This is a genomic window from Actinacidiphila sp. bgisy145, from assembly GCF_057708125.1.
The window spans coordinates 195,818-220,522 of the sequence record NZ_JBYIRL010000008.1; the positions used below are offsets into that span (position 1 = coordinate 195,818).

Here is a 24,705-nt window from a genome sequence, read left to right on the forward strand (position 1 = left end):
CCCGGCCGGGGTGCCGCCTCCTTCAGGTGCGTGCCCGATGTGCGCACGCGGACCGCGGGTCAGCCCTGGAGCTTCTCCAGCACCAGTTCGCGCACCCGCTTGGCGTCCGCCTGGCCGCGGGTCAGCTTCATGACCGCGCCGATCAGCGCGCCGGCCGCCGCCAGGTTGCCGCCGCGGATCTTCTCGGCGACCGCCGCGTTGTCCGCGATGGCCTGGTCCACGGCCGCGCCGAGCGCGCCGTCGTCCGAGACGACCTTCAGCCCGCGCTTGTCGACCACCTGGTCCGGGTCGCCCTCGCCGGCGAGCACGCCCTCGATGACCTGGCGGGCCAACTTGTCGTTGAGGTCGCCGGCCGCCACCAGCGCGGCGACCCGGGCCACCTGCGCGGGGGTGATGGCCAGCCCGGCCAGCTCCGCACCGGTCTCGTTGGCGTGCCGGGCCAGCTCGCCCATCCACCACTTGCGGGCGGCGGCCGCGTCCGCGCCCTCGTCGATGGTGGCCGTGATCAGGTCGATCGCGCCGGCGTTGAGCGCGGACTGCATCTCGAAGTCGGAGATGCCCCACTCCTGCTTGAGCCGCTTGCGGCGGGCCAGCGGCAGTTCGGGCAGTTGGGCCCGCAGCTCCTCGACCCACTCCCGGGCCGGGGCGACCGGCACCAGGTCGGGCTCGGGGAAGTAGCGGTAGTCTTCCGCCTCCTCCTTGATCCGGCCGGAGGTGGTGGAGCCGTCCTCCTCGTGGAAGTGCCGGGTCTCCTGCACGATGGTGCCGCCCGCGGAGAGCACCGCGGCGTGCCGCTGGATCTCGAAGCGGGCCGCCCGCTCCACGCTGCGCAGCGAGTTGACGTTCTTCGTCTCGCTGCGGGTGCCGAACTTCTCCCGGCCGTGCGGGCGCAGGCTCAGGTTGACGTCGCAGCGCATCTGGCCCATTTCCATCCGGGCCTCGGACACGCCCAGCGCCTTGATCAGCTCGCGCAGCTCGGCGACGTAGGCGCGGGCCACCTCGGGCGCGCGGGCCCCGGCGCCCTCGATCGGCTTGGTGACGATCTCGATCAGCGGGATGCCGGCCCGGTTGTAGTCCAGCAGCGAGTGCGAGGCGCCGTGGATACGGCCGGTCGCGCCGCCGATGTGGGTGGACTTGCCGGTGTCCTCCTCCATGTGGGCGCGCTCGATGAGCACCCGGAAGACCTCGCCGTCCTCCAGCTGGACGTCCAGGTAGCCGTTGAAGGCGATCGGCTCGTCGTACTGCGAGGTCTGGAAGTTCTTCGGCATGTCCGGGTAGAAGTAGTTCTTCCGGGCGAACCGGCACCACTCGGCGATCTCGCAGTTGAGCGCCAGGCCGATCTTGACGGCCGACTCGACGCCGATCTCGTTGACCACCGGCAGCGCGCCGGGCAGGCCCAGACAGGTCGGGCAGACCTGCGAGTTGGGCTCGGCGCCCAGTTCGGTGGAGCAGCCGCAGAACATCTTCGTCCGCGTACCCAGCTCGACGTGGACCTCCAGGCCCATCACCGGGTCGTACGACGCGAGCGCGTCCTCGTAGGACAGCAGGTCCGTGACGGTCACTGTTCCTGTACCTCTTCTTCCGTCAGTCCGTCGGTCGCTCAGCCCGCGAGGACGTCGTCGTCGCCGAGCCGGCGCAGCTCGCGGACGAGCAGCACGATGCCGGTGGTCACCGCGGCGGCGCGCAGCACCGCGTCGAGCAGCTGGAGGTTGTCCTCCTCGGCGCGCGCGGCGCGGACCTTCTTCACCGCGGAGAAGGCGCTGAACAGCGAGGTGCCGATGGACAGGTAGGTGCCCTTCTTGCTCTTGCCGCTCTTGTCCTGGTCCGCCGGACCGGTGGCCTTGCCGGTGCTCTTCGCCGCGGACTTCGTCTGGGTGCTCACAGCTGCGGTGCCTCCTCAAGTAGCGGGTGGCCCCACTTCGACACGAAGGCGGCCTCTACGGCGGCGCCGACCCGGTAGAGCCGGTCGTCCTTGAGCGCGGGCGCGATGATCTGAAGGCCCACCGGGAGACCATCCTCCGGCGCGAGACCGCACGGCAGCGACATCGCCGCGTTGCCGGCCAGGTTGACCGGGATGGTGCACAGGTCGGCGAGGTACATCGCCAGCGGGTCGTCGGCGCGCTCGCCGATCGGGAACGCCGTGGTGGGCGTGGTGGGCGAGACGATGACGTCCACCTGCTCGAAGGCGCGCTCGAAGTCGCGGGTGATCAGGGTGCGGACCTTCTGCGCCGAGCCGTAGTAGGCGTCGTAGTAGCCGGAGCTGAGCGCATAGGTGCCGAGGATGACGCGGCGCTTGACCTCGGGGCCGAAGCCGGCCTCGCGGGTGAGCGCGGTGACCTCCTCCGCGGACCGGGTGCCGTCGTCGCCGACCCGCAGCCCGTAGCGCATCGCGTCGAAGCGGGCCAGGTTGCTGGAGCACTCCGACGGCGCGATCAGGTAGTACGCCGCCAGCGCGTAGGTGAACGACGGGCAGGACAGCTCGACGATCTCCGCGCCCAGCTCGCGCAGCAACTCGACGGACTCCTCGAACCGCTGGACCACGCCGGCCTGGTAGCCCTCGCCGCCGAACTCCTGGATGACGCCGATCCGCAGGCCCTTGACGTCGCCGTTGCGGGCGGCCTCGACCACCGGCGGCACGGGCACGTCCACGGAGGTGGAGTCGAGCGGGTCGTGGCCGGCGATCACCTCGTGCAGCAGCGCCGCGTCCAGCACGGTGCGCGCGCACGGGCCGCCCTGGTCGAGCGAGGAGGAGAACGCGACCATGCCGTAGCGGGAGACCCCGCCGTAGGTCGGCTTGACGCCGACGGTGGCGGTGACCGCGGCCGGCTGCCGGATCGAGCCGCCGGTGTCGGTGCCGATCGCCAGCGGCGCCTGGTACGAGGCGAGCGCCGCGGCCGAGCCGCCGCCCGAGCCGCCCGGGATGCGGGTGAGGTCCCACGGGTTGCCGGTCGGGCCGTACGCGCTGTTCTCGGTGGAGGAGCCCATCGCGAACTCGTCCATGTTGGTCTTGCCGAGGATCACCACGTCGGCGTCCTTCAGCTTCCGGGTGACCGTCGCGTCGTAGGGCGGCAGCCAGCCCTCGAGGATCTTCGAGCCGACGGTGGTCGGCACGCCCTCGGTGGTGAAGATGTCCTTCAGCGCGAGCGGCACCCCGGCGAGCGGGCCCAGCGCCTCCCCCGCGGCGCGCTTGGCGTCCACCGCGCGGGCCTGGGCGAGCGCGCCCTCCCGGTCCACGTGCAGGTAGGCGTGGACCTTCTCGTCCACGGCCTCGATCCGGGCCAGGTGCGCCTCGGTCACCTCGACCGCGGTCAGCTCGCCGGACGCGATCTTCTGCGCCGTCTCGGCGGCGGTGAGCCTGATGATGTCCGTCACGACGTCAGTCCTCCCCCAGGATCTGCGGGACCTTGAAGCGCTGCTGCTCCTGCGCGGGCGCGCCCGACAGCGCCTGCTGCGCGGTCAGCGACGGCCGGACGGTGTCCGGACGCATCACGTTGGTCAGGGGCAGCGGGTGGGAGGTCGGCGGCACGTCCTCGCCGGCCACCTCCGAGACGCGGGCTACGGCGCCGATGATGTCGTCGAGCTGTCCGGCGAAGTGGTCCAACTCTTCGCGTGACAGCTCCATCCGCGCGAGCCGCCCGAGGTGGGCGACCTCCTCGGGCGTGATGCCAGGCATGCAGCGGTCCTCTGCGGGGTGAGATGTCGATGGACCCCCAATCCTACGGTGCCCCTGCGGCCGACCCGAACCGATATCCCCCGGGTGCGGGTGCCCTGCGCGGGCAGCGGCAAGCAACAAGGGGGCGCGGGGAACTGCGCGCTCGGCCGGTACGGCGCCGCGCCGGGCCCGCAGGCCCAGCCCCCGCGGCGAGTCGCCGGACCCCCGGCCGGTGGAGGGCTGGTCGCGCAGTTCCCCGCGCCCCCTTGTTGCCCTCTTCCGCGAGGGCGCCCGCTACGCCTGCTTGGCGGGGAGGGCGGCGGCCGGGCGCTGCCAGCCGCGCTCGCCGCGGGCCCGCAGCCACTGCGTGGCCTCCTGCTCGGGCATGGCGGCGGCCACCAGCCACCCCTGCACGGCGTCGCACCGCAGGTCCCGCAGGCGTTCCCAGGTCTCGTCGTCCTCGACGCCCTCGGCGACGACCATGAGCCCGAGCGAGTGCGCGAGGTCGATGGTGCAGCGCACGATCTCCGCGTCCTCGGCGTCGGCGATGAGCCGGGCCACGAAGGAGCGGTCGATCTTCAGTTCGCTGACCGGCAGCCTCCGCAGGTGGACCAGGGAGGAGTAGCCGGTGCCGAAGTCGTCGAGGGACATCTTCACGCCGTGCCCGGTGAGCCCGTTGAGCGTGTCGGCGGCGCGCTGCGGGTCCTCCAGCAGGACGTGCTCGGTGATCTCCAGCTGGAGGGAGCCGGGCGGCACCTGGTGGCGGGACAGCCGCGCGGCGACGGCCCCGGCGAACCCCGGGCTGTGGACGTCGCGGGGCGAGACGTTGACGGCGACGGGGACGTCGAGCCCCATGGCCCGCCAGCGGGCGATCTGGGCGAGCGCGGTGTCCAGGACGTACTCGGTGAGCTGCGGCATCAGTCCGGAGGTCTCCGCCATCGCGATGAACTCCTCCGGGTTGACCCGGCCCCGCTCGCGGTGCTCCCAGCGCACGAGCGCCTCGAGCCCGGCCACCTGGCCGTCGAACCGCACCTTCGGCTGGTAGTGGAGTTCGACGTCCCCGGCGTCCAGTGCCCGCCGCAGGTCGCCGAGCAGGCCGAGGCGGTCGGGGGTGTTGGCGTCGCGCGTGGCCTCGTAGACCTCCGCGCCGCTGCGGTCCCGCTTGGCCTGGTACATCGCCACGTCGGCGCGGCGCAGCAGGCCCTCCGCGTCGGAGGCGTGCTCGGGGAAGATGCTCACCCCGGCGCTGGCCTCCAGCACCAGCGTCAGCCCGTCGAGGTTGAGCGGTGAGCCGAGCGCGGCGACCAGGGTGCGGGCGATCCGCTGGGCGCGGGTGGCGGAGTCGCAGGCCGGCAGCAGCACCGCGAACTCGTCGCCGCCCAGCCGGGCCGCCTCCGCGCCGCGCGGCAGGGCCAGCCGCAGCCGGTCGGCGACCTGGAGCAGCAGCCGGTCGCCGGCGAGGTGCCCGAGGGTGTCGTTGACCGAGCGGAACTTGTCCAGGTCGATCAGGATCAGCCCGACCCGGCCCCAACTCGCGGGCGTGCTCTCGCCGGGGCCGCCGCCCGCGCCGCGCGCGGTGTCGATCGCGGACCAGGTGCGCTCCAGCAGCCACTGCCGGTTGGGCAGCCCGGTGAGCGGGTCGCGCAGCTGCTCCTCGGCCCGGGCGTGCACGATCCACAGCGTGGAGTCCAGGGCGATCAGCGGCACCGCGAACAGCGGCAGCAGCGCCGGCTGGTCGCAGGCGACGACGAGGATCAGCGGGGAGATGCCGAGCAGGGCGGCGCCGACCAGCCCCTGCCGGACCAGGGCGGTCCTGGCCACCGTGGGCAGGCCGCCGCGCGGCGCGAACGCGGCCCACAGCAGGACCCTGGTCGCGGTGAGGTAGGCCAGGGCGGTGACGATGACGGCGGGCAGCGCCGACCAGTCCCAGCCGGAGGTGCTCCAGGGCCGGGCCACGGAGGGGTGGATGCCGAACAGGTCGAGGCTGAGCGCGCCCGCGCCGATGCCGAGGATGTCGATCGCGCCGTGCAGTCCGGCCTGCCACCAGCGGTGCCGGCGGGCGGCGCCGACCAGCACCACCACCGCGAGGCTGACCAGCACCGCGGGCACCCAGCCGAAGAGCAGCAGCACCGCAAGCACGAGGGCGGCACCGGAACCGGTGCCGCCCCACCAGCGGTCGCGCCCCATCGCGACCAGATGGCCGACGATGATCCCCGTCAGGACCGCCAGCGCCCAGCCGATCCGGCCGCCGGGGAAGAGTGCGTCGCCTTCGTCCAGCAGCCGCCCGACCCCGGCGGCGAGCACGGCGGCCGCCCCGACGAGCACGGCCCAGCGCACGATCGGGGCCGGGCTCGTGGGGAGGACCGGTGCGGCCGCGCTGCTCCGGGGCAGCCGTGCCGCTCCGGCGCTCTCCGTGGGTTCCATACCCGTGTCCCTCTCACAGCCCGTGAAGCAAGCAGGTGCGCGGGTGCCGGGACGGACGCGGGGCGGCCGGATGGGCCGCCGCGATCCCGCTGCCCGACGGGGCGCTCCTCAACAGTAGGCCGCGGCGTGCCGTCGCGGGCACCGATCGGCGGTCAATGCTTCCGCGCGCCCCGGAACGCACGCGCTCGAACTCACCTGTCCGACAGGGGCCGATCGGGTGACATGTGGCTCCAGGTCAGTCTGATGCGGCGTCGGATTCCGCTTCGGACTGCGGCTCGGGCTCGGGCTCCGGCTCCGGCTCCGGCTCCGGCGGGTTGACCGCCACCGCGCGGGCGGCGTCGGCGCCCTGCTCCAGGAGCACCCCGAATCCGTCCTCGTCCAGGATCGGGACCTTCAGCTGGACCGCCTTGTCGTACTTCGACCCGGGGTTGTCGCCGACCACCACGAAGTGCGTCTTCTTGGAGACCGAGCCGGTGACCTTGGCGCCGCGGCCGGCCAGCGCCTCCTTCGCGCCGTCGCGGGTGTGGCCGGTGAGGGTGCCGGTCACCACCACCGTCAGCCCCTCCAGCGGACGCGGGCCCTCGTCGGAGCCCTCCTCGGTGAAGGTCACCCCGGCGGCGCGCCACTTCTCGATGATCTCCAGGTGCCAGTCCACGGAGAACCACTGCTTGAGCGAGGCGGCGATGGTCGGCCCGACCCCGTCGACCGCGGCGAGCTCGGCCTCCTCGGCGTCCTTGATCCGGTCCAGGTCGCGGAACTCGCGGGCGAGCGCCTCGGCGGCCACCGGCCCGACGTGCCGGATGGACAGCCCGGTGAGCACCCGGGCGAGCGGGCGCTCCTTGGCCGCGGCGATGTTCTCCAGCATGGACAGCGCGTTCTTCTTCGGCTCGCCCTTCTGGTTGGCGAAGAAGGTGACCACCTTCTCCTCGCCGGTCTCCGGGTCGCGCTTGGGCAGGCCGGTGTCCTGGTCCAGGACGTAGGAGCGGATCGGCAGCAGCCGCTCGATGGCGAGGTCGAACAAGTCGCCCTCGTCGGCCAGCGGCGGCTGGTCGGGGGCGAGCGGCTGGGTGAGCGCGGTCGCCGCGACGTATCCGAGCGCTTCGATGTCCAGGCAGCGGCGGCCGGCGAGGTAGAAGATCCGCTCGCGCAACTGGGCGGGGCAGCGCCGCGCGTTGGGGCAGCGCAGGTCGATGTCGCCCTCCTTCATCGGCTGGAGGGCGGTGCCGCACTCGGGGCACTCGGCGGGCATCACGAACTCCCGCTCGCTGCCGTCCCGCAGGTCGGCGACCGGGCCGAGGATCTCCGGGATCACGTCGCCCGCCTTGCGCAGCACCACGGTGTCGCCGATCAGGACGCCCTTCTTCTTCACCACCTCCTGGTTGTGCAGGGTGGCGAACTCGACCTCGGAGCCGGCCACCGTCACCGGCTCGACCACCGCGTACGGCGTGACCCGGCCGGTGCGGCCGACGCCGACCCGGATGTCCACGAGCTTGGTGTTGACCTCCTCCGGGGCGTACTTCCAGGCGATCGCCCAGCGCGGGGCGCGGGAGGTGGAGCCGAGCCGGCCCTGGAGCGGGATCTCGTCGACCTTGACGACGACGCCGTCGATCTCGTGCTCGACGTCGTGGCGGTGCTCGCCGTAGTACGCGATGAACTCGCGGACGGCGGCGAGCGAGCCGACCACCTTGTTGTGGCGGGCGGTGGGCAGGCCCCACTCGTGCAGCAGTTCGTACGCCTGCGACTGGCAGTCGATGGCGAAGCCCTCGCGGGCGCCGATGCCGTGCACCACCATGCGCAGCGGGCGGGTGGCGGTGATCCGGGGGTCCTTCTGGCGCAGCGAGCCGGCCGCGGCGTTGCGCGGGTTGGCGAACGGCTTGTCGCCGCCCTCGACCAGCCGCGCGTTCAGCTCCTCGAACTTCTCGCCGGGGAAGTAGACCTCGCCGCGGATCTCGACCAGTTCGGGCACCCGCTCGCCGGCCAGCCGGTCGGGGATGTCGGAGATGGTGCGCACGTTCGGCGTGATGTCCTCGCCGGTGCGGCCGTCGCCGCGGGTGGCGGCGCGGGTCAGCCGGCCGTGCTCGTACGTGAGGTTGACCGCGAGGCCGTCGACCTTCAGCTCGCACAGGAAGTGGTAGGGGCTGCGGGTGTTGTCCGGCGGGCCGAGTTCGGCGGCGACGCGGTCGGCCCAGGTGGCCAGTTCCTCGTGGGTGAAGGCGTTGTCCAGCGAGAGCAGGCGCTCGCGGTGCTGGACGGAGGTGAACTCCGTTTCGTACGCGCCGGCGACCTTCTGGGTGGGCGAGTCGGGGGTGCGCAGGGCCGGGTGCTGCTCCTCGACCGCCTCCAGGCGGCGCAGCAGCCGGTCGAACTCGGCGTCGCTGACCACCGGTGCGTCGTTCACGTAGTAGCGGAAGCGGTGCTCCTCGACCTGCTCGGCCAGGCGCGCGTGCTCCTCACGGGCCTCGGCGGGGATGTCCGCCCGGCCGGCCTCCTGCTCGGCTGCCACGTCCGTGTCCCTCCTACCAATCGGGCCGCAAGCGGCCGCACTCCGGCGTCACTCTGGGTTGTCGACGAGCGAGCGTGCCGCCTTCGCGCAGTGCACGAGCGCGGCACGGGCATAGGCCGGTGAGGCCCCCGCCAGACCGCAGGACGGGGTGAGGGCCACGGCGGCGCCCAACGCCCCCGGTGCCAGTCCCAACCTGCGCCACAGCGCCCGAACACCACTGACGCTACCGGCTGGGTCTGACAACGGGGCGTCCGTGCCGGGCACGACACCGGCGAAGAGCGCGAGGCCGGCCTCCGCGGCCTCCCCGAAGGCGTCCCAGTCACGTTCGGTGAGCAGATCGAAGTCGAAGGAGATGCCGTCGACCCCGGCGCGGCGCAGCAGCGCGAACGGCACGTCGGGGGCGCAGGAGTGGACGCTGACGGCGGCGCCCGCGGCCCGTGCGGCGCCGGCCAGGTCGCGCAGCGCGCCCTCGACGACGGCGCGGTCCACCGCGCGGTGGGTGCGGTAGCCGCTGGCGGTCCTGACCTGGCCGCGCAGCACCGCGGTGAGGCCGGGTTCGTCGAGTTGCAGCAGCAGGCGGGCGCCGGGCACCCGACGGCGGACGTCGGCGAGGTGCGCGGTGAGGCCCTCCGCGAGGGAGGCGGTCAGGTCGCGGACGGCGCCGGGGTCGCGCAGCGCGGCCTCCCCGCCGTGCAGTTCGACGGCGGAGGCGAGCGTCCAGGGGCCCACCGCCTGGATCTTGAGCGGGCCCTGGTGGCCTTGCGTGAACTCCTCCAGCGCGTCCAGGTCCTCCCCGAGCCACGCCCGGGCCCGCTTGGTGTCGCGCCCGGGCCGGTCGCCGAAGCGCCAGCCGCTGGGCTCCACCCGCGCGTACAGGTCGACCAGCAGTCCCAGGGTGCGGCCGATCATGTCCGCGCCCGGGCCGCGGGCCGGCAGCTCGGGCAGGTAGGGCAGGGCGCCGACGGCCTCCGTGGCCACCCGGGCGGCTTCTCGCGCGTCTCCCCCGGGCATCGACCCGACGCCCGTCGCGGCGCCCTCGGGCAGGGTGAAACGTTCACTGGTCTCGGTGCTCACGGTGGCAGCGTAGAGGTTCGGCCGCGGCGCCCCGCGCCGGGACTACCGCGCGGGGCGGACCGTGAGGTCGGGGATCGTGGCGTCCCGCGGCAGGTCGAGGGCGGTCAGCAGGGCGGTCGCGACGGACCCGGGGTCGATGAAGCGCGCCGGGTCGTAGGGCTTGCCCTCCTGCTGGTGGACCTTCTGCTGCATGGGGGTGGCGGTCCGCCCGGGGTACACGGTGGTGACGCGCACACCGGCGGCATGCTCCTCGGCGCGCAGCGAGTCCGCCAGGGCCTTCAGGCCGTGCTTGCTCGCGGCGTACGCGCTCCACTCGGCGTGCGCCTGGAGGCCCGCGCCGGAGTTGACGAAGACCACGGTGCCGTGGGACAGCCGCAGTTGGGGCAGGAGCAGCCGGGTCAGTTCGGCGGGGCCGGTGAGGTTGACCGCGAGGGTGTGCTCCCACAGCTTCGGGGTGATCTCGCCGACCGGCCCGAGGTCCACGGTGCCGGCGATGTGCAGCAGCGAGTCCAGCCGGTCCGGCAGCGCCTGCTTCTCCAGCGCCCAGGACAGCCGGCCCGGTACGGCGAGGTCGCCGACGACGGTGTGCGCGCCGCCGAACTCCTCGGCGAGCTGCCGGGCCCGGCCGGCGTCGCGGGCCAGCAGCCACAGTTCGTCGCCGCGGTCCAGCAGCCGGCGGGCGACGACGGCCCCGATGCCCGAGCCGGCGCCGGTGACGAGATGGACGCTCACGCGTGCTCCTGGAGGTAGGCCAGCGCGTCGGCGCCGTGGTCGGAGATGTGCACCAGCTCGGCGAGCGGCAGGGGCAGGAAGCCCTCGGACTCCATCCTGCGCAGCTGGGCGGCCAGTCCGTCGTAGAAACCGCCGCTGTTGAGCAGGACCACCGGTTTGGCGTGCAGGCCGTGCTTCTTCAGCTCCAGGATCTCGGTCGCCTCGTCGAGGGTGCCGGTGCCGCCGACCATGATGACGATCGCGTCGCTGCGGCGCAGCAGTTCGGCCTTGCGGGCGGCGAGGTCCGGTGCGATCACCATCTCGTCGGCGTCGGCGCGCGCCTTGGCGCGCAGGAACTCCACGGAGACGCCGACCAGCCGGCCGCCGGCCTGCCGTACGCCGTCGGCGACGACCTTCATCAGCCCGGACTCCGAGCCGCCCCACACCAGGGTGTGGCCGCCGGCGCCGAGCAGGCGGGCGAAGTCGCGGGCGGGCGCGGTGTACTGCTCGGGGAGGTCCGCGGCGGACAGGAAGACGCAGATGTTCAGCGGGCGGACCGGGCGGGTGCCGGCGACGGGCGCGAGGGCGGCTCCCACCGCGGGCTCGGCCGCCGGTTCGGTGGTGCCGGTCATGCGGGGTGTCCTGCCGCGGCCGGGGCGGGGCGGCCCTGGTCGCGGGCGCGCTCGCGGTCGGTGGTGGCGATGGTCGCGGAGCCGACGACGCGGGTGCCGTCGTACAGCACGACCGCCTGGCCGGGGGCGATGCCGCGCATCGGGTGGTCGAAGGAGACGTGCAGGGTGCCGTCGAGGAGTTCGGCGGTGGCGGGCACCTCCTCGCCGTGGGCGCGCAGTTGGGCGGTGTACGCGGCCGGGCCGGCCGGCGGGGTGCCGCACCAGCGCGGGCGGATGGCGGTGAGCGCGGTGACGTCGAGGGCTTCGGCGGGGCCGACGGTGACGGTGTTGTCCACCGGCGAGATGTCCAGGACGTAGCGGGGCTTGCCGTCGTCGGCGGGCACGCCCAGCCGCAGGCCCTTGCGCTGGCCGACGGTGAAGCCGTACGCGCCGGTGTGGGTGCCGACGACCGCGCCGCTCTCGTCCAGGATCTCGCCCTCGCGGGTGCCCAGGTGTTTCGCCAGGAAGCCCTGGGTGTCGCCGTCGGCGATGAAGCAGATGTCGTGGCTGTCGGGCTTGCGGGCCACCATCAGGCCCCGGCGCTCGGCCTCGGCGCGGATCTCGTCCTTGGTGGCCGCGGTGTCGCCGAGCGGGAACATGGCGTGGGCGAGCTGCTGCTGGTCCAGGACGCCCAGGACGTAGCTCTGGTCCTTGGCGGCGTCGCCGGAGCGGTGCAGTTCGCGGCTGCCGTCGGGGGCGGTGCGCACGGCGGCGTAGTGGCCGGTGCAGACCGCGTCGAAGCCGAGGGCGAGGGCCTTGTCCAGCAGCGCGGCGAACTTGATCTTCTCGTTGCAGCGCAGGCAGGGGTTGGGGGTGCGGCCGGCGGCGTACTCGGCGACGAAGTCGTCCACCACGTCCTCGCGGAAGCGGTCGGCGAGGTCCCACACGTAGAACGGGATGCCGATGACGTCGGCGGCGCGCCGGGCGTCCCGGGAGTCCTCCAGGGTGCAGCAGCCGCGGGCGCCGGTGCGGAAGCTCTGCGGGTTGGCGGACAGGGCCAGGTGCACCCCGGTCACGTCGTGGCCCGCCCCCGCGGCCCGGGCGGCCGCGACCGCGGAGTCGACGCCGCCGCTCATGGCGGCCAGCACGCGGAGCCGCTGCCGCGGCGGCTCGGTCGGGATATCACTCACCGGACCAGGGTAACGGGCGGCCCGGGCCGAGCCGCGCGGGCTTTTCCGCCCCCTCGGCGCGGGCGTCGGCCGCCGGCCACCGCGCGCTCGCCCGGTCTTTGCCCGGGAAGCCTGGACAGGTCGGCCTTACCGATGGGTAACATGCGGTCATGGCACACAGGACGGCCGGCGCGGCCATCGACGACAGCGAGTTCGACCGGGACACCGCGGTCACGCCCAGGGCGGGCGAGCCCGGGACGTACGACGCCGAGCTGTCCGAAGGGTGGACGATCGTCGCGGCGATCAACGGGGGCTACCTGCTGGCGCTGGCCGCGCGGGCGCTGCGCGCGCAATTGCCGCACCCGGACCCGCTGACCATCACCGCGCACTACCTGACCGCGGCGAAGGCCGGACCCGCGGTGGTCCGCACCCAGACCGTGCGCGCCGGGCGGACCATGTCGACCGGGCAGGCGTCCGTCTTCCAGTACGACGAGGACGGCAACGAGGTCGAGCGGCTGCGGGTGCTGGCCGGCTACGGCGACCTCGACGCGCTCCCCGACGACGTGCGGACCTCCGCGCGGCCGCCCCTCATGCCGGGGTACGACGAGTGCGTCGGCCGCGAGCAGGCGCCCGAGGACGCGCCCTTCACCGGCTCCACCGCGATCATGGACCGGCTGGACCTGCGGCTCGACCCGGCCACGGCCGGGTGGGCGGTCGGGGCGCCCTCCGGGGCCGGGGAGGTCCGCGGCTGGCTCGGGCTCGCGGACGGACGCGACCACGATCCGCTGTCGCTGCTGCTCGCCGTCGACGCGCTGCCGCCGGCGGCGTTCGACCTCGGGCTCAAGGGGTGGACGCCCACGCTCGAACTCACCGTGCACCTGCGGTGCCGGCCCGCACCCGGGCCCGTGCGGGTCTCTGTCACCACGCGGAACCTCGCCGGTGGGCTGCTCGAGGAGGACTGCGAGGTCTGGGACGGCAACGACCGGCTCGTGGCCCAGTCCCGCCAGTTGGCTCGCGCCCCGCGCGGCTGACGCCCCCGGGTGCCCCTGTCCGGCCCCCTCAGCGACCACCTGCCGGTGGGGGGTGCCCCCCGAGCTGCCCCGTCCGCGGTTCCACGGGACCTTGCGGTCCGCGGTGGCTGGTCGCGCAGTTCCCCGCGCCCCTGGGCAACTGCGGCTCGCATCGGGCTTGCCCCGGAAGGACCCGGGCGAATCCAGGGGCGCGGGGAACTGCGCGCGCAACACGCCACCGGCCGGAGGCCGGACAGCACAGCGCAACCACGACGGCGCGCAGCCGAAGGGGCGCGGGGAACTGCGCGACCGGCCACCCACCCACCGCAAGGTCCCGCGATCCACAGGGGCGGGCAGCCCGGAGGGAACCCCCCACCGGCAGGTGGTCCCTCGCCCGACAGGACGGGGGCACCCGGGGGGTCGGGGGCACCCTTAGAATCGGGGGATCATGGCCTACCTCGATCACGCCGCCACGACGCCGATGCTCCCGGAGGCGGTCCGGGCGATGACCGCGCACCTGACGGTGACGGGGAACGCGTCGGCACTGCACGGGGCGGGCCGGCGGGCACGCCGTACCGTCGAGGAGTCGCGGGAGGCGCTGGCGGCGGCGCTGGGCGCCCGGCCGAGCGAGGTGGTCTTCACCGCCGGCGGCACCGAATCGGACAACCTGGCCGTGAAGGGCCTGTTCTGGTCGCGCCGTGCGGAGGACCCCCGGCGGGTGCGGGTGCTGGCGAGCCCGGTGGAGCACCACGCGGTGCTGGACGCGGTGTACTGGCTCGCCGACCACGAGGGCGCCGTGGTGGAGTGGCTGGAGGTCGACGGCTACGGCCGGGTGCGGCCGGAGGCGCTGCGGGCGGCGCTGGAGCGGGGCGCGGGCCCGGCGGATGTGGCGCTGATCACCGCGATGTGGGCGAACAACGAGGTCGGCACCGTGCTGCCGATCGCGGAACTGGCGGCGGTGGCACGGGAGTTCGCCGTGCCGATGCACTCCGACGCGGTGCAGGCGTTCGGCCAGGTGGACCTGGACTTCGCCGCGAGCGGCCTGGACGCGATGACGGTGACCGGGCACAAGGTGGGCGGCCCGTACGGGGTCGGCGCGCTGCTGCTGCGCCGCGAGGACACGCCGGTGCCGCTGCTGCACGGCGGCAGCCAGGAGCGCAGCCGGTCCGGCACGCTGGACGTGCCGGCGATCGCCGCGTTCGCCACGGCGGGCACGCTCGCGGCCGAACGGCGCGCGCAGTTCGCCCGCGACGTCGGCGCGCTGCGCGACAGCCTGGTACGCGGGGTGCTCGCGGCGGTGCCGGACGCGGTGCTCAACGGCGACCCCTCGCCCGAGGGCCGGCTCGCCGGGAACGCCCACTTCACGTTCCCCGGCTGCGAGGGCGACGTCCTGCTGCTGCTGCTGGACGCGCAGGGCATCGCCTGCTCCACCGGCTCGGCGTGCACCGCGGGCGTGGCCCAGCCCAGCCATGTGCTGCTGGCGATGGGCCGCTCCGCGGGCGACGCGCGCGGCACCCTGCGCTTCTCCCTGGGGCACACCTCGACCGCCGAGGACGTGGCGGCCCTCACCGCGGCGATCGGCCCCGCGGTGGAACGCGCCCGGGCGGCGGGCCGCACCTGACCCGGCCGCGCCCGGCCCGCGGGGTCCGCGGGGCCGCAGCCGCGCTCAGACCGGGCGCAGCGGCTCGGCCCCCGCGCCCCCGGCGGCCTTCGGCTCCCGGGGACCGGGCAGGCGCGGGGCGACCCCGGATGCCCCGCCTGCCGTACCCGGTGTGCCCGCTGCCGGACGGCGCCTGCCACGGCGTTCCAGCGCCTCGGCGAGCTGGGACAGGGCCGCGTTGGCCACGATGTACACCACCGTGACCGTCAGGTAGCTCTGCAGGAAGTCGTGCGTGTAGGAGCCCAGCACCTTGCCCTGGTTGAGGAGTTCGGGGTAGCTGACGACGTATCCGAGGGTGGTGTCCTTGAGCAGGCTGACCAGTTGGGAGACCAGCGTGGGCACCACGAGGCGGACCGCCTGCGGCAGCACCACCAGCCGCATCACCTGGCGGCGGCTGAGCCCGAGGGCGTGTGCGGCCTCGGACTGCCCGCGGTCCAGGGCCAGGACGCCGGCCCGGAAGACCTCGGCGAGCAGCGCCGAGGTGCACAGCACCACCGGGATGACCAGCTCCCAGAAGACCGGGAAGGTGTAGCCGGCCCGCGGGATGCCCATCAGGAAGACGTACAGCACCAGCAGCAGCGGCACCGAGCGGAACAGCTCGACGAAGCCGCCCGCGGCCAGCCGGGTCAGCCGGTGCGGCGAGAGCCGGCCGAGCGCGAGGAGCGCCCCGGCCGGCAGCGCGAGGAGCGCGGCCACCCCCGCCGCCTTGAGGGTGCGCACCAGCCCCTGGAGCAGGAAGCGCTGGTAGGGCCACTGCCCGAAGGGCTGCCAGCGGGCGCGGTCGAGCTGGCCGTGCCGCGCCAATTGGTGCAGCCCCAGGGCCAGCAGCCCGGCGATGAGCAGCACCGACAGCAGGGTGGCCAGCCGGATGCGGCGCCGGGCCCGCGGTCCCGGCGCGTCGAACAGCACCCGGTTCGGCCCGCTCACCGGCGCACCGCCATCCGCTTCTGGAGCCGCCCGGCGAGCAGCGCGACCGCCGCGGTGACCAGCACGTAGCCGGCCGCGGCGAGCAGGAAGGTCGGCACCGGCTCGTCGTACTTCAGGTCCAGCCACTGGGTGCGGCCGATGAGTTCGCTGACGCCGACCGCCGCGCCCAGCGAGGAGGAGAGCACCACGCCGATGAGGATGTTGGCCAGCGGCTGGACCATGGTGCGGAAGGCCTGCGGGAGGATCACCAGGGCCAGGGACTGGCCGAAGGTCATCCCGATCGCGCGGGCCGCCTCGGCCTGCCCGACCGGCACCGCGTTGATCCCGGCCCGCAGCGCCTCGCAGACGTACGCGGCGAAGTACAGCGCCAGGCAGGCCGCTTCGGAGGTGAACAGCGGATAGGTGACGCCCGCGTCGGGCAGTCCGAAGACGAACAGCACCAGGAACGCCAGCAGCGGCACGTTGCGGAACACCTCGACGTACAGGGTGCCGAGCAGCCGCAGCGGGAGGACCGGGCCGACCCGCAGCACCGTCAGCAGGGTGCCGAGCAGCAGTGCGCCGGCGAAGCCGAGCAGGGACAGCTCCAGGGTGGTGCCGAGTCCGCCGGCGAGGTAGCCGAGGTGGCTGAGGACCCCGTGCACGGCGGGCCGTCAGGAGCCGTCGGCGGAGCCGATGGCGGGCGGCGCGGGTGGCGAACCGCCCACCTTGGCGCCGATGGTGGCCTGCCACAGCTTGGCCCACTGCCCGTCGGCGTAGATCGTCTTCAGCCACGCGTCGACGAACGCCTTCGCCTCCGGGTCGGCCTTCGGCAGGCCGATGCCGTAGGGCTCCTGGGTGAAGGGCTGCCCGACGACCTTCAGGCCCGTGTCGTCGGCCACGTCGCCCAGCAGGATGCTCTGGTCCAGCACGTAGGCGTCCGCGCGCCCCTGCTTGACCGCGGCGACGCACTCGCCGTCCTCCTGGAAGAGCAGGGTCTTCGCCTTAGGGGCGACCTTCTTCAGGTCCAGCGCGGCGGTGGAGTTGCCCTCGGTGGCGACCGTCTTCCCGTTCAGGTCGGCCGGCCCGGTGATCCCGGTCGTGCCCGCCTTGACCAGGATCGCGTCGCCCGACTCGTAGTACGGCCCGGCGAAGGCGACCTTCTCCGCGCGCTGCGGGGTGACGGTGTAGGTGGCGAACACCGCGTCCACGGTGCCGTTCTGGAGCAGCGTCTCGCGGGTGTCCACGGTGACCAGGGAGAGCTTCGTGGACGGCTTGCCGATGATGTAGCGCGCCAGCATCTGCGACAGCCCGGCGTCGAAGCCCTCCAACTTATTTGTGACGGGGTTGCGCTGGGAGAAGACCGCGGAGGAGTCGGTGCCGCCGACCAGCAGGGTGCCGCGCTTCTTCACCTTCGCCATCCAGGAGCCGGGGGTGATCGCGGCAGCCGGGGCGACCGGCGCGCCCGCGACCACCTGCTCCTGGGTCGGCCCGGCCGTCCCGCCCCGGCCGCCCTTGACCGGGTGGACGCTGCTGCCGCCGCACGCGGCGAGCACTCCGGTCAGCGCCAGTGCCGCGCCCGCGGCGAGCACCGCCCGGCGCCACCGCGGTAAACCGCCTGGTCCTTGCTCCGTCCGACGGCCGCGCTGCTGAGGAACCATGAGGGACTCCTTCGGTACGAGTACGGATACGGGTACGGGTACGGGTGGTCCGGACGGCAGCGGGCGCGGGGCGCCGGATGCCGGGCGTCAGTGCCGCAGGATCGTGGAGAGGAAGTCGCGGGCGCGCTCGGTGCGCGGCTTCGTGAAGAACGCCTCGGGCTCGCCGGTCTCGACGATCTGCCCGGCGTCCATGAACACCACCCGGTCCGCGGCGCGGCGGGCGAAGCCCATCTCGTGGGTGACGGCGACCATCGTCATGCCGTCGCGGGCCAGGCCGACCATCACGTCCAGCACCTCCCGGATCATCTCCGGGTCGAGCGCGGAGGTCGGCTCGTCGAAGAGCATCAGCTTGGGGTGCATCGCCAGGGCGCGGGCGATCGCGACGCGCTGCTGCTGGCCGCCGGACAGCTCCGCGGGGTGCCGGGACTCCTTGTCCGCCACGCCGACCCGCTCCAGCAGCGCCCGCGCCTCCTCGACGGCCTCGGCCCGGGGCACCTTGCGCACCCGGGTCGGGCCGAGCACCACGTTCTCCAGCACGGTCTTGTGCGCGAACAGGTTGAAGGACTGGAAGACCATCCCGACGTCGGCCCGCAGCGCCGCCAACGCGGCGCCCTCCTGCGGCAGTTCGCGGCCGTCGAAGACGATCCGGCCGGAGTCGGCGGTCTCCAGCCGGTTGACGCAGCGGCACAGCGTGGACTTGCCGGAGCCGGACGCGCCGAGCACGACGACGACCTCGCCCTCGTGCACGTCGAGGTCGACGTCGCGCAGGGCGACGAAGTCACCGAACCGCTTGTTGACCGCCTCGATGCTCAGCAGCACCCGCCGGCCGCTGCCGCCGGCCGCGGTGCCGCCCGCCGTCCCGTTCGCGTCGTCCGCCATGCTTACGACGATAGGGGGCCGCGCGGCGGAACAGTAGCGGCCGGGGCGTCATCGCAGAGCGGGCTCCGGACGCTGGTCGGCGGCGTTCTCCGGGTGGTGGCAGGCCACCTGGTGGCCGGGCGCCAGCTCCACCAGCGGCGGCTGCTCGGTGGTGCACACCGCGGTCGCCTTCCAGCAGCGGGTGTGGAAGCGGCAGCCGGGCGGCGGGGAGATCGGCGAGGGCACGTCGCCGGTGAGCAGGATGCGGCCGCTGCCGCTGACCGGGGCGGCGGCCCGCGCGGGCGCCGGCTCGGCGTCCGCCGGGGCATCGGCGCTGGGGTCCGCAGCGGTGTCCGCGGCCTCCTCGCCGGGCACCTCGGGCGTCACCGTCGGCCGGTTGCGCCGCTTCGGGTCCGGCACCGGCACCGCGGACAGCAGCGCGGTGGTGTACGGGTGGAAGGGCGAGCTGTACAGCGCCTCCCGGTCGGCCAGCTCCACCACCTTGCCCAGGTACATCACCGCGATCCGGTCCGAGACGTGCCGGATCACCGACAGGTCGTGCGCGATGATCACGTAGGTCAGGCCGAGTTCGGACTGGAGGTCGTCCAGCAGGTTGACCACCTGCGCCTGGATGGACACGTCCAGCGCGGAGACCGGCTCGTCGGCGACCACCAGCTTCGGGCGCAGCGCCAGCGCCCGGGCGATGCCGATCCGCTGCCGCTGCCCGCCGGAGAACTCGTGCGGGTAGCGGTTGTAGTGCTCGGGGTTGAGGCCGACCAGTTCCAGCAGCCCCTGCACTTCCTTCTTCACACCCTGCTCGGTGGCGACCTTCTGCAACCGGAAGGGGGTGCCGACGATGGTGCCGATGGTGTGCCGCGGGTTGAGCGAGGAGTACGGGTCCTGGAAGATCATCTGCACGTCGCGGCGGAGCGGGCGCATGGCGCCGGTGCTCAGGTGCGTGATGTCGCGGCCGTCGAACTCGACCGTCCCGCCGGTCGGTTCGAGCAGCCGGGTGATCAGCCGGCCCATGGTGGACTTGCCGCAGCCGGACTCGCCGACCACGCCCAGCGTCTCGCCCGCCCGGACCTGGAAGTCGATGCCGTCGACCGCCTGCACCGCGCCGACCTGGCGGCGCAGCAGGCCCTTGGTGATCGGGAAGTGCTTGGTCAGCCCGGTGACCTTCAGCAGCGGCTCCCCGGCCGGCCTGCGCGGCGCGGGGGTGCGCTCCTGCGGCGTCGCGTCGGCGGCCGGACCGCCCTTGTCCAGCGAGGTCTTCTCCGCCACGGTCTCGTCCCGGCCCTTCACAGCTTCGGCTCGATCTCTTCGGTCCAGATCCTGACCCGCTCCTCGTCGCCGAGGTGGCAGGCGGCCACGTGGCCGGCGGCGACCTCGCGCAGCTCGGGCACCTCGGACTGCGAGGCGCCGCCGGTCAGTTCGGCGTAGGGGCAGCGCGGGTGGAAGGCGCAGCCGCTCGGCACGTTGATCAGGCTGGGCGGCGTCCCCTTGACCGGGTTGAGCCGGTCGGTGCGCTCCCGGTCCAGCCGGGGCATGGAGCCGAGCAGGCCCCAGGTGTAGGGGTGCTTGGGCTCGCTGAAGAGCTTCTCGGCGGTGCCGCGCTCGATCACCCGGCCCGCGTACATCACCAGCAGGTCGTCGGCGACCTCGGCGACCACGCCCAGGTCGTGGGTGATCATGACGACCGCGGAGCCGAACTCCTGCTGGAGGTCGCGGATCAGGTCGAGGATCTGGGCCTGCACGGTGACGTCGAGCGCGGTGGTCGGCTCGTCGGCGATGAGCAGCTCGGGGTTGTTCACCAGCGCCATCGCGATCATCGCGCGCTGCCGCATGCCGCCGGAGAACTGGTGCGGGTAGTCCCGGAAGCGCTTGCGCGGCTCGGGGATGCCGACCCGGTCGAGCATGTCCATGGCCCGCTGGGCGGCCTCCTTCTTGCTGACCGCGTGGTGCACCCGGTACGCCTCGACGATCTGGTTGCCGATCGAGTAGTACGGGTGCATCGCCGACAGCGGGTCCTGGAAGATCATCGCCATCTTGCGGCCGCGCAGCCGCCGTACTGCGTCCGGCGGGGCGCCGACCAGTTCCTCGCCGTCCAGCCACACCTCGCCGGAGATCCGGGCCCGCGCGGTGCGGTGCAGGCCCATGATGCCCAGGGACGTGACGGACTTGCCCGACCCGGACTCGCCGACGATGCCCAGGGTGCGGCCGCGCGGCAGGTCGAAGCTGATGCCGTCGACGGACTTCACCAGGCCGTCGTCGGTGTCGAAGTGGATGCGCAGGTCGCGCACCGACAGGTACGCGTCCTGCGCGGCGGGCGGCTCTTGCGGGGTTTTCAGCAGCCTGTCGGCGGAACTCACGAGTACCTCACGCGGGGGTCGAGAACGGCGTAGGCGAGGTCCACCAGCAGGTTGCAGACCACGACGAAGAAGGCGACCACCAAGGTCACGGCCATCACGATGGGCAGGTCGTTGGCGGTCACGCCCTGGATGGCGTAGGCGCCCATGCCCGGCAGCGAGAAGACCTGCTCGGTGATGACCGCGCCGCCGACCAGCAGCCCGAAGTCCATGCCGAAGATGGTCACGATCGGGGTGAGCGTGGAGCGCAGCGCGTGCTTGACCACCACGTCCCGCTCGCGCAGGCCCTTGGCGCGCGCGGTGCGGATGTAGTCCTCGCCCATCGTCTCCAGCATGCCCGCCCGGGTCAGCCGGGCGTACAGCGCGGAGTACAGGAAGGCCAGGCTGCACCAGGGCACCAGCAGGTTCCACGCCCAGTCGGCGGGGTTGTCGGTGAACGACACGTAGCTCATGCCGTTGCTCCACAGCGGCCACTGCACGGTGAAGACGCTCAGCGCGAGGATGCCGGTGAAGAAGATCGGCAGCGACACGCCCATCAGGGCCACGCCCATCGACAGCCGGTCGATGATGGTGCCCCGCTTGAGCGCGGAGACCACGCCGACCGCGACACCGGTGATCACCCAGATCACCGCGGCGCCGATGGCCAGCGAGAACGTCACCGGGATACGGGACTTCAGCTGCGGCCACACCTCGACGTGGCTCTTGAAGGAGTAGCCGAAGCAGGGTGCGTGGCAGTGCACCGGGTCGGGGCCGTAGTGGTAGTCGGCGCCGGCCACCAGGCCCTTGAGGAAGTGCCAGTACTGCTCGTAGAGCGGCAGGTCGAAGCCGAGGTTCCTCTTGATCGCCGCGACGGCCGCCGGGTTGGCGTCCTTGCCCACGTACTGCGTGGCGAGCTGGGTGGTGGTCTGGCCGCCGATGCGGGGCACGAGGAAGAAGATCGCGAAGGTGATCATGCTGACCACCAGCAGGAGCACGATCGCGGCGAACACGCGACGGATGAAGTAAGCGGTCACGGCCGTTCCGGCTGGCGTCCGCCCGGCCCGGATCGCGGGCCGGACCGGGCGGACGCCGGAGCCTTCACCTGCCTTTCGGTGCGTAGGAGCCTTGCGGCTACTTCGAGGAGCCCATCAGCAGGTAGTCGTACATGCCCAGGTACGCCTGGGTGACCGTCACGTTGGTGGCGGAACTCGGGCGGTAGAGCAGGTTCTTGCGGTAGATCAGCGGCACCACGGAGGCGTTCGCCATGACCATCTTGTCGATGTCGCCCCAGGCCTTGGTGCGGGCGGCGGCGTCGGTGTTGGAGATCGCCGCGGCCAGCGCCTGGTTGATCTTCGGGTCGTTCAGCTCCATCAGGTTGTTGCCGCCGGACGGCTTGATCGCGCCGCCGTCGACGATCTGGTCCAGGAAGCCGTAGCCGGTGGGCCAGTCGGCGCCCCACGCCATCATCATCATGCCGACGTCGTGCGAGTGCACGTAGTCCGGGACGCCCGCGTAGTTGGAGAAGTACTTGTCGGCGGGGAAGGTCTTGATGTTGACGGTGATGCCGACCTTCTTCAGCGCCGCCTGGATGGCGGTGGCGCCGTCCACCTCGGGCTGCCGGTCGCTGCGCGCGGTGAGCGTGGTGGTGAAGCCGCCTGGCTTGCCGCAGGCCGCGAGCGCCGCCTTGGCCTTGGCCACGTCGCCGTTGTTGCCGGCGGTCGGGTACTCGTCGAACTTGGTGTAGCCGTTCACCGACGGCGGCAGCAGCGTGGTGGCGACGTCGCCCTTGACCGCGCCGCCCTCGGCGTTGACCACGGAGGTCTTGTCCACCGCGTACTGCACGGCCTTGCGGCAGTTGATGTTGTCGAACGGCGCCACGTGCAGGTTGAGCGCCATGTACGAGGTGGCGCCGGCGATCGCGTCGTCGGTGTGCGAGAGCTGGTTCTTGTTGCCCAGGATCTTCGACTGCGTCTCGGCCTCGACGCCGGTGCCCTGGAGGTCGACGGTGGCGTTGTCGGCCATCAGGTCGTTGTCGATGGTGCGCTGGTTGATGTTGAACTTCAGCACGTACTTGTCGGGCAGCGCGGTGCGGATCGGGTCGGTGGCCTTGCTCCACTCCGGGTTGCGCACCAGCGTGGCGCCCTTGCCCTCGGAGTAGGAGGCGAACTTGTACGGGCCGGTCGACTGGATGTGCTGCACGTAGGTCGCGCCGGTGTCCTTGGACTGCTCGACCGGCGCGGTCTGCGAGAACGTCGCCAGGTAGTCGAAGTCGGCGAACGGCTTGGCCAGGTGGAAGATGATCGTCTGGTCGTCAGGCGTCTCTATGGACTTCAGCCCGTCCGGGCTCTTGTCCTTGTACGGGCCCTGGTACGTGCTGTCGTCGGCCAGGTAGCTCTTGAAGTACACCGGGCCGTTGGACATCACCTCGGGCGCGAAGTTGCTGCGCTCGATCGCGTACTTGACGTCCTTGGAGGTCACCGTGGTGCCGTCCTGGAACTTCACGCCGGTGCGCAGGTGGTACGTCCAGGTCTTGGCGTCGGCGCTGGCGGTGCCGAGCCCGGTCGCCAGGTCGGGGACCACCGTCAGGCCGGCCTTGCCGGCCGCCGGCTTGAAGGTCAGCAGCGAACGGGCGTAGAGCCGGGAGAAGTCCTGCACCCAGCCGTAGTAGGTGTTGCCCGGGTCGAGCGAGTCGGGGCCGCTGGAGTGGTCGGCCGTGACCGTCCCGCCCTTCTTCGTCGACGCGTTGACGATCGACGTGAGCGCCTGGTCCTTCTTGCCGGAGCTCTTGCTGCCGCCCGAGCCGCCGCAGGCGGACACACCGAGTGCCATCGCCAGACCGAGCGCGATGGCGGAGGTCACCTTTCTGGTGTTCATACCGGGTTACGCCCCTCACTTCCTATGGAGTCGCCGGGTCGGTCGCGGTGCGCCGCACGGCACACGGGGTGCCACCCGGGGTTCGATGGGTGTCCCTGCGGGATCACTTGCTGCGCGGGTCCAGGGCGTCCCGCAACCCGTCGCCGAACAGGTTGAAGGCCAGCACCGTGATGAAGATCGCCAGGCCGGGCACGAACATGTACTGCGGGTCGGACTGGTAGACGTCGACCGCGCTGGTCAGCATGCCGCCCCAGGACGCCTGCGGCGGCGCGATGCCGACCCCGAGGAAGCTCAGCGCGGCCTCGAACAGGATGTTGGTGGGGATCAGCAGGGTGGAGTAGACCAGGATCGGCGCCACCAGGTTCGGCAGCAGCTCGCGGAAGAGGATGAACGGCCCGCGCGCGCCCATGCCGCGGGCGGCGTCGACGAACTCGCGCTCGCGCAGGCTGAGGGTCTGGCCGCGGACGATCCGCCCCATGTAGGGCCAGTTGAAGAAGCCGATCACGAAGATCAGCACGCAGATCCGCAGCGGCAGCCCGCTCAGCCCGAAGGCGCCGTCCTGGAGCGAGGCGGAGATGGAGATCGCGAAGAGCAGCAGCGGGAAGGCGAGGAACACGTCCATCAGCCGGCTGATCAGGCTGTCCACCCAGCCGCCGTAGTAGCCGGCGATGATGCCGAGCACGGTGCCGATCACGTTGGACAGCACGGTGGCGCCGGTGGCCACCAGCATGGAGATCCAGGAGCCCTCGACGATCCGGGCGAGGATGTCGCGGCCGAACTTCGGGTCCACGCCCAACGGGTGGGACCAGCTCATCCCGCCCCAGCCGCCCTTGGGCGCCAGCAGTTCGGGGTCGACCAGGTTCTGGTGGAAGGCGTTCGGGTCGAGGTTGAAGACCATCTCGATCGGCTTGGCGAGGATCGCCAGCAGCACCAGCAGCACCACCACGACACCGCCGGCCATCGCGACCTTGTCGCGTCTGAGCCGGCGCCAGGCTATCTGCCCGAGCGAACGGCCCTCGATCATGCCTCGCCCGGCCCCGCTCAGGACGGCCTCCGGGTCTGCCGCCGCCTGTCCGGAGGTGGTCTCGATAGGTGCGGTCATGGCGTTTTTGCCGACCCCTCTCGCCGGTGGTGACCGGCGCGCGCCCGCCGCGGTAGCGGCTTCCTCGTCACTTGGTGCCTGTGGTGCTTCGGTTGCGTACGAAACGGCCGTCACCCGCAGTGAACGCTCTTCGTGATCATGCGTG

General features: G+C 72.8%; 21 protein-coding genes. 2 read left to right on the plus strand and 19 right to left on the minus strand.

Going from position 1 to position 24,705, the window contains the following annotated elements:
• Positions 1-59: 59 nt before the first annotated feature.
• From gatB to mnmA, 10 genes are all read right to left on the minus strand, one after another.
• The gene (gene gatB / locus AC3ERT_RS09905; RefSeq protein ID WP_335974261.1) at positions 60-1,562 is read right to left on the minus strand and encodes an Asp-tRNA(Asn)/Glu-tRNA(Gln) amidotransferase subunit GatB; all 1,503 of its coding nucleotides are present in this window, start codon (positions 1,560-1,562) and stop codon (positions 60-62) included.
• A gap of 38 nt (positions 1,563-1,600) precedes the next feature.
• Positions 1,601-1,882: a hypothetical protein gene (locus tag AC3ERT_RS09910; RefSeq protein ID WP_335974265.1), complete on the minus strand. Its 282-nt coding sequence runs from the start codon at positions 1,880-1,882 to the stop codon at positions 1,601-1,603.
• A complete protein-coding gene (gene gatA, locus AC3ERT_RS09915; protein ID WP_335974268.1) occupies positions 1,879-3,372 on the minus strand; it encodes an Asp-tRNA(Asn)/Glu-tRNA(Gln) amidotransferase subunit GatA in 1,494 nt (497 codons plus the stop codon). Before gatA ends, AC3ERT_RS09910 begins: the two co-directional genes overlap by 4 nt.
• 4 nt (positions 3,373-3,376) lie before the next feature.
• A complete protein-coding gene (gatC, locus tag AC3ERT_RS09920) occupies positions 3,377-3,673 on the minus strand; it encodes an Asp-tRNA(Asn)/Glu-tRNA(Gln) amidotransferase subunit GatC (protein ID WP_335974273.1) in 297 nt (98 codons plus the stop codon).
• 273 nt (positions 3,674-3,946) lie between these two features.
• Complete coding sequence (locus AC3ERT_RS09925; protein WP_335974276.1) at positions 3,947-6,076, minus strand: putative bifunctional diguanylate cyclase/phosphodiesterase; 2,130 nt, start codon at positions 6,074-6,076, stop codon at positions 3,947-3,949.
• A gap of 235 nt (positions 6,077-6,311) precedes the next feature.
• Positions 6,312-8,579, minus strand: a complete 2,268-nt coding sequence (gene ligA, locus AC3ERT_RS09930) for an NAD-dependent DNA ligase LigA (protein ID WP_435173660.1) — start codon at positions 8,577-8,579, stop codon at positions 6,312-6,314.
• A 48-nt stretch (positions 8,580-8,627) separates the two neighbouring features.
• Positions 8,628-9,653, minus strand: a complete 1,026-nt coding sequence (locus tag AC3ERT_RS09935) for a methionine synthase (protein WP_335974284.1) — start codon at positions 9,651-9,653, stop codon at positions 8,628-8,630.
• A gap of 42 nt (positions 9,654-9,695) precedes the next feature.
• The gene (locus tag AC3ERT_RS09940; protein ID WP_435130775.1) at positions 9,696-10,385 is read right to left on the minus strand and encodes an SDR family oxidoreductase; all 690 of its coding nucleotides are present in this window, start codon (positions 10,383-10,385) and stop codon (positions 9,696-9,698) included.
• On the minus strand, positions 10,382-10,912 hold the full coding sequence (locus AC3ERT_RS09945; RefSeq protein ID WP_335975212.1) for an LOG family protein: 531 nt from the start codon (positions 10,910-10,912) through the stop codon (positions 10,382-10,384). Before AC3ERT_RS09945 ends, AC3ERT_RS09940 begins: the two co-directional genes overlap by 4 nt.
• A gap of 80 nt (positions 10,913-10,992) precedes the next feature.
• Positions 10,993-12,111, minus strand: coding sequence for a tRNA 2-thiouridine(34) synthase MnmA (gene mnmA / locus AC3ERT_RS09950; protein WP_435173688.1), 1,119 nt, complete (start codon positions 12,109-12,111; stop codon positions 10,993-10,995).
• Between the two features lie 203 nt (positions 12,112-12,314).
• Here mnmA and AC3ERT_RS09955 point away from each other — a divergent pair, with 203 nt between their 5' ends.
• Both AC3ERT_RS09955 and AC3ERT_RS09960 read left to right on the plus strand, forming a co-directional pair.
• Positions 12,315-13,175, plus strand: coding sequence for a thioesterase family protein (locus AC3ERT_RS09955; protein WP_335974292.1), 861 nt, complete (start codon positions 12,315-12,317; stop codon positions 13,173-13,175).
• A 427-nt stretch (positions 13,176-13,602) separates the two neighbouring features.
• A complete protein-coding gene (locus tag AC3ERT_RS09960; RefSeq protein WP_335974295.1) occupies positions 13,603-14,775 on the plus strand; it encodes a cysteine desulfurase family protein in 1,173 nt (390 codons plus the stop codon).
• A gap of 45 nt (positions 14,776-14,820) precedes the next feature.
• On the opposite strand, the gene AC3ERT_RS09965 is transcribed toward AC3ERT_RS09960, so the two are convergent.
• From AC3ERT_RS09965 to AC3ERT_RS10005, 9 genes are all read right to left on the minus strand, one after another.
• Positions 14,821-15,741, minus strand: a complete 921-nt coding sequence (locus tag AC3ERT_RS09965; RefSeq protein ID WP_435173663.1) for an amino acid ABC transporter permease — start codon at positions 15,739-15,741, stop codon at positions 14,821-14,823.
• Positions 15,738-16,382 (minus strand): amino acid ABC transporter permease, encoded by a 645-nt coding sequence (locus AC3ERT_RS09970; protein WP_435173665.1) that lies wholly within the window; start codon positions 16,380-16,382, stop codon positions 15,738-15,740. Before AC3ERT_RS09970 ends, AC3ERT_RS09965 begins: the two co-directional genes overlap by 4 nt.
• Positions 16,383-16,391: 9 nt before the next feature.
• Positions 16,392-17,378, minus strand: coding sequence for a glutamate ABC transporter substrate-binding protein (locus tag AC3ERT_RS09975; protein WP_435173667.1), 987 nt, complete (start codon positions 17,376-17,378; stop codon positions 16,392-16,394).
• A gap of 87 nt (positions 17,379-17,465) precedes the next feature.
• Positions 17,466-18,257 carry an amino acid ABC transporter ATP-binding protein gene (locus tag AC3ERT_RS09980; RefSeq protein WP_435130770.1) on the minus strand — a complete coding sequence of 264 codons (792 nt, stop codon included), beginning with the start codon at positions 18,255-18,257 and terminating at the stop codon, positions 17,466-17,468.
• Positions 18,258-18,305: 48 nt separating this feature from the next.
• Positions 18,306-19,520, minus strand: coding sequence for an ABC transporter ATP-binding protein (locus AC3ERT_RS09985; RefSeq protein WP_435173669.1), 1,215 nt, complete (start codon positions 19,518-19,520; stop codon positions 18,306-18,308).
• A gap of 17 nt (positions 19,521-19,537) precedes the next feature.
• Positions 19,538-20,608 carry an ABC transporter ATP-binding protein gene (locus AC3ERT_RS09990; RefSeq protein ID WP_335974306.1) on the minus strand — a complete coding sequence of 357 codons (1,071 nt, stop codon included), beginning with the start codon at positions 20,606-20,608 and terminating at the stop codon, positions 19,538-19,540.
• A complete protein-coding gene (locus AC3ERT_RS09995) occupies positions 20,605-21,618 on the minus strand; it encodes an ABC transporter permease (protein ID WP_335974309.1) in 1,014 nt (337 codons plus the stop codon). Before AC3ERT_RS09995 ends, AC3ERT_RS09990 begins: the two co-directional genes overlap by 4 nt.
• Positions 21,619-21,715: 97 nt before the next feature.
• On the minus strand, positions 21,716-23,458 hold the full coding sequence (locus AC3ERT_RS10000; protein WP_335974312.1) for an ABC transporter substrate-binding protein: 1,743 nt from the start codon (positions 23,456-23,458) through the stop codon (positions 21,716-21,718).
• A 103-nt stretch (positions 23,459-23,561) separates the two neighbouring features.
• Positions 23,562-24,560, minus strand: coding sequence for an ABC transporter permease (locus AC3ERT_RS10005; RefSeq protein WP_335974315.1), 999 nt, complete (start codon positions 24,558-24,560; stop codon positions 23,562-23,564).
• Positions 24,561-24,705: the final 145 nt, after the last annotated feature.

Excerpts from the sequence above, each read along its gene's own strand:
- gatC (WP_335974273.1), bottom strand. The coding sequence starts at position 3,673 with ATGCCTGGCATCACGCCCGAGGAGGTCGCCCACCTCGGGCGGCTCGCG.
- AC3ERT_RS09925 (WP_335974276.1), bottom strand. The coding sequence starts at position 6,076 with ATGGAACCCACGGAGAGCGCCGGAGCGGCACGGCTGCCCCGGAGCAGC.
- mnmA (WP_435173688.1), bottom strand. The coding sequence starts at position 12,111 with ATGAGCGGCGGCGTCGACTCCGCGGTCGCGGCCGCCCGGGCCGCGGGG.
- AC3ERT_RS09955 (WP_335974292.1), top strand. The coding sequence starts at position 12,315 with ATGGCACACAGGACGGCCGGCGCGGCCATCGACGACAGCGAGTTCGAC.
- AC3ERT_RS09960 (WP_335974295.1), top strand. The coding sequence starts at position 13,603 with ATGGCCTACCTCGATCACGCCGCCACGACGCCGATGCTCCCGGAGGCG.
- AC3ERT_RS09975 (WP_435173667.1), bottom strand. The coding sequence starts at position 17,378 with ATGGTTCCTCAGCAGCGCGGCCGTCGGACGGAGCAAGGACCAGGCGGT.
- AC3ERT_RS09980 (WP_435130770.1), bottom strand. The coding sequence starts at position 18,257 with ATGGCGGACGACGCGAACGGGACGGCGGGCGGCACCGCGGCCGGCGGC.
- AC3ERT_RS10000 (WP_335974312.1), bottom strand. The coding sequence starts at position 23,458 with ATGAACACCAGAAAGGTGACCTCCGCCATCGCGCTCGGTCTGGCGATG.
- AC3ERT_RS10005 (WP_335974315.1), bottom strand. The coding sequence starts at position 24,560 with ATGACCGCACCTATCGAGACCACCTCCGGACAGGCGGCGGCAGACCCG.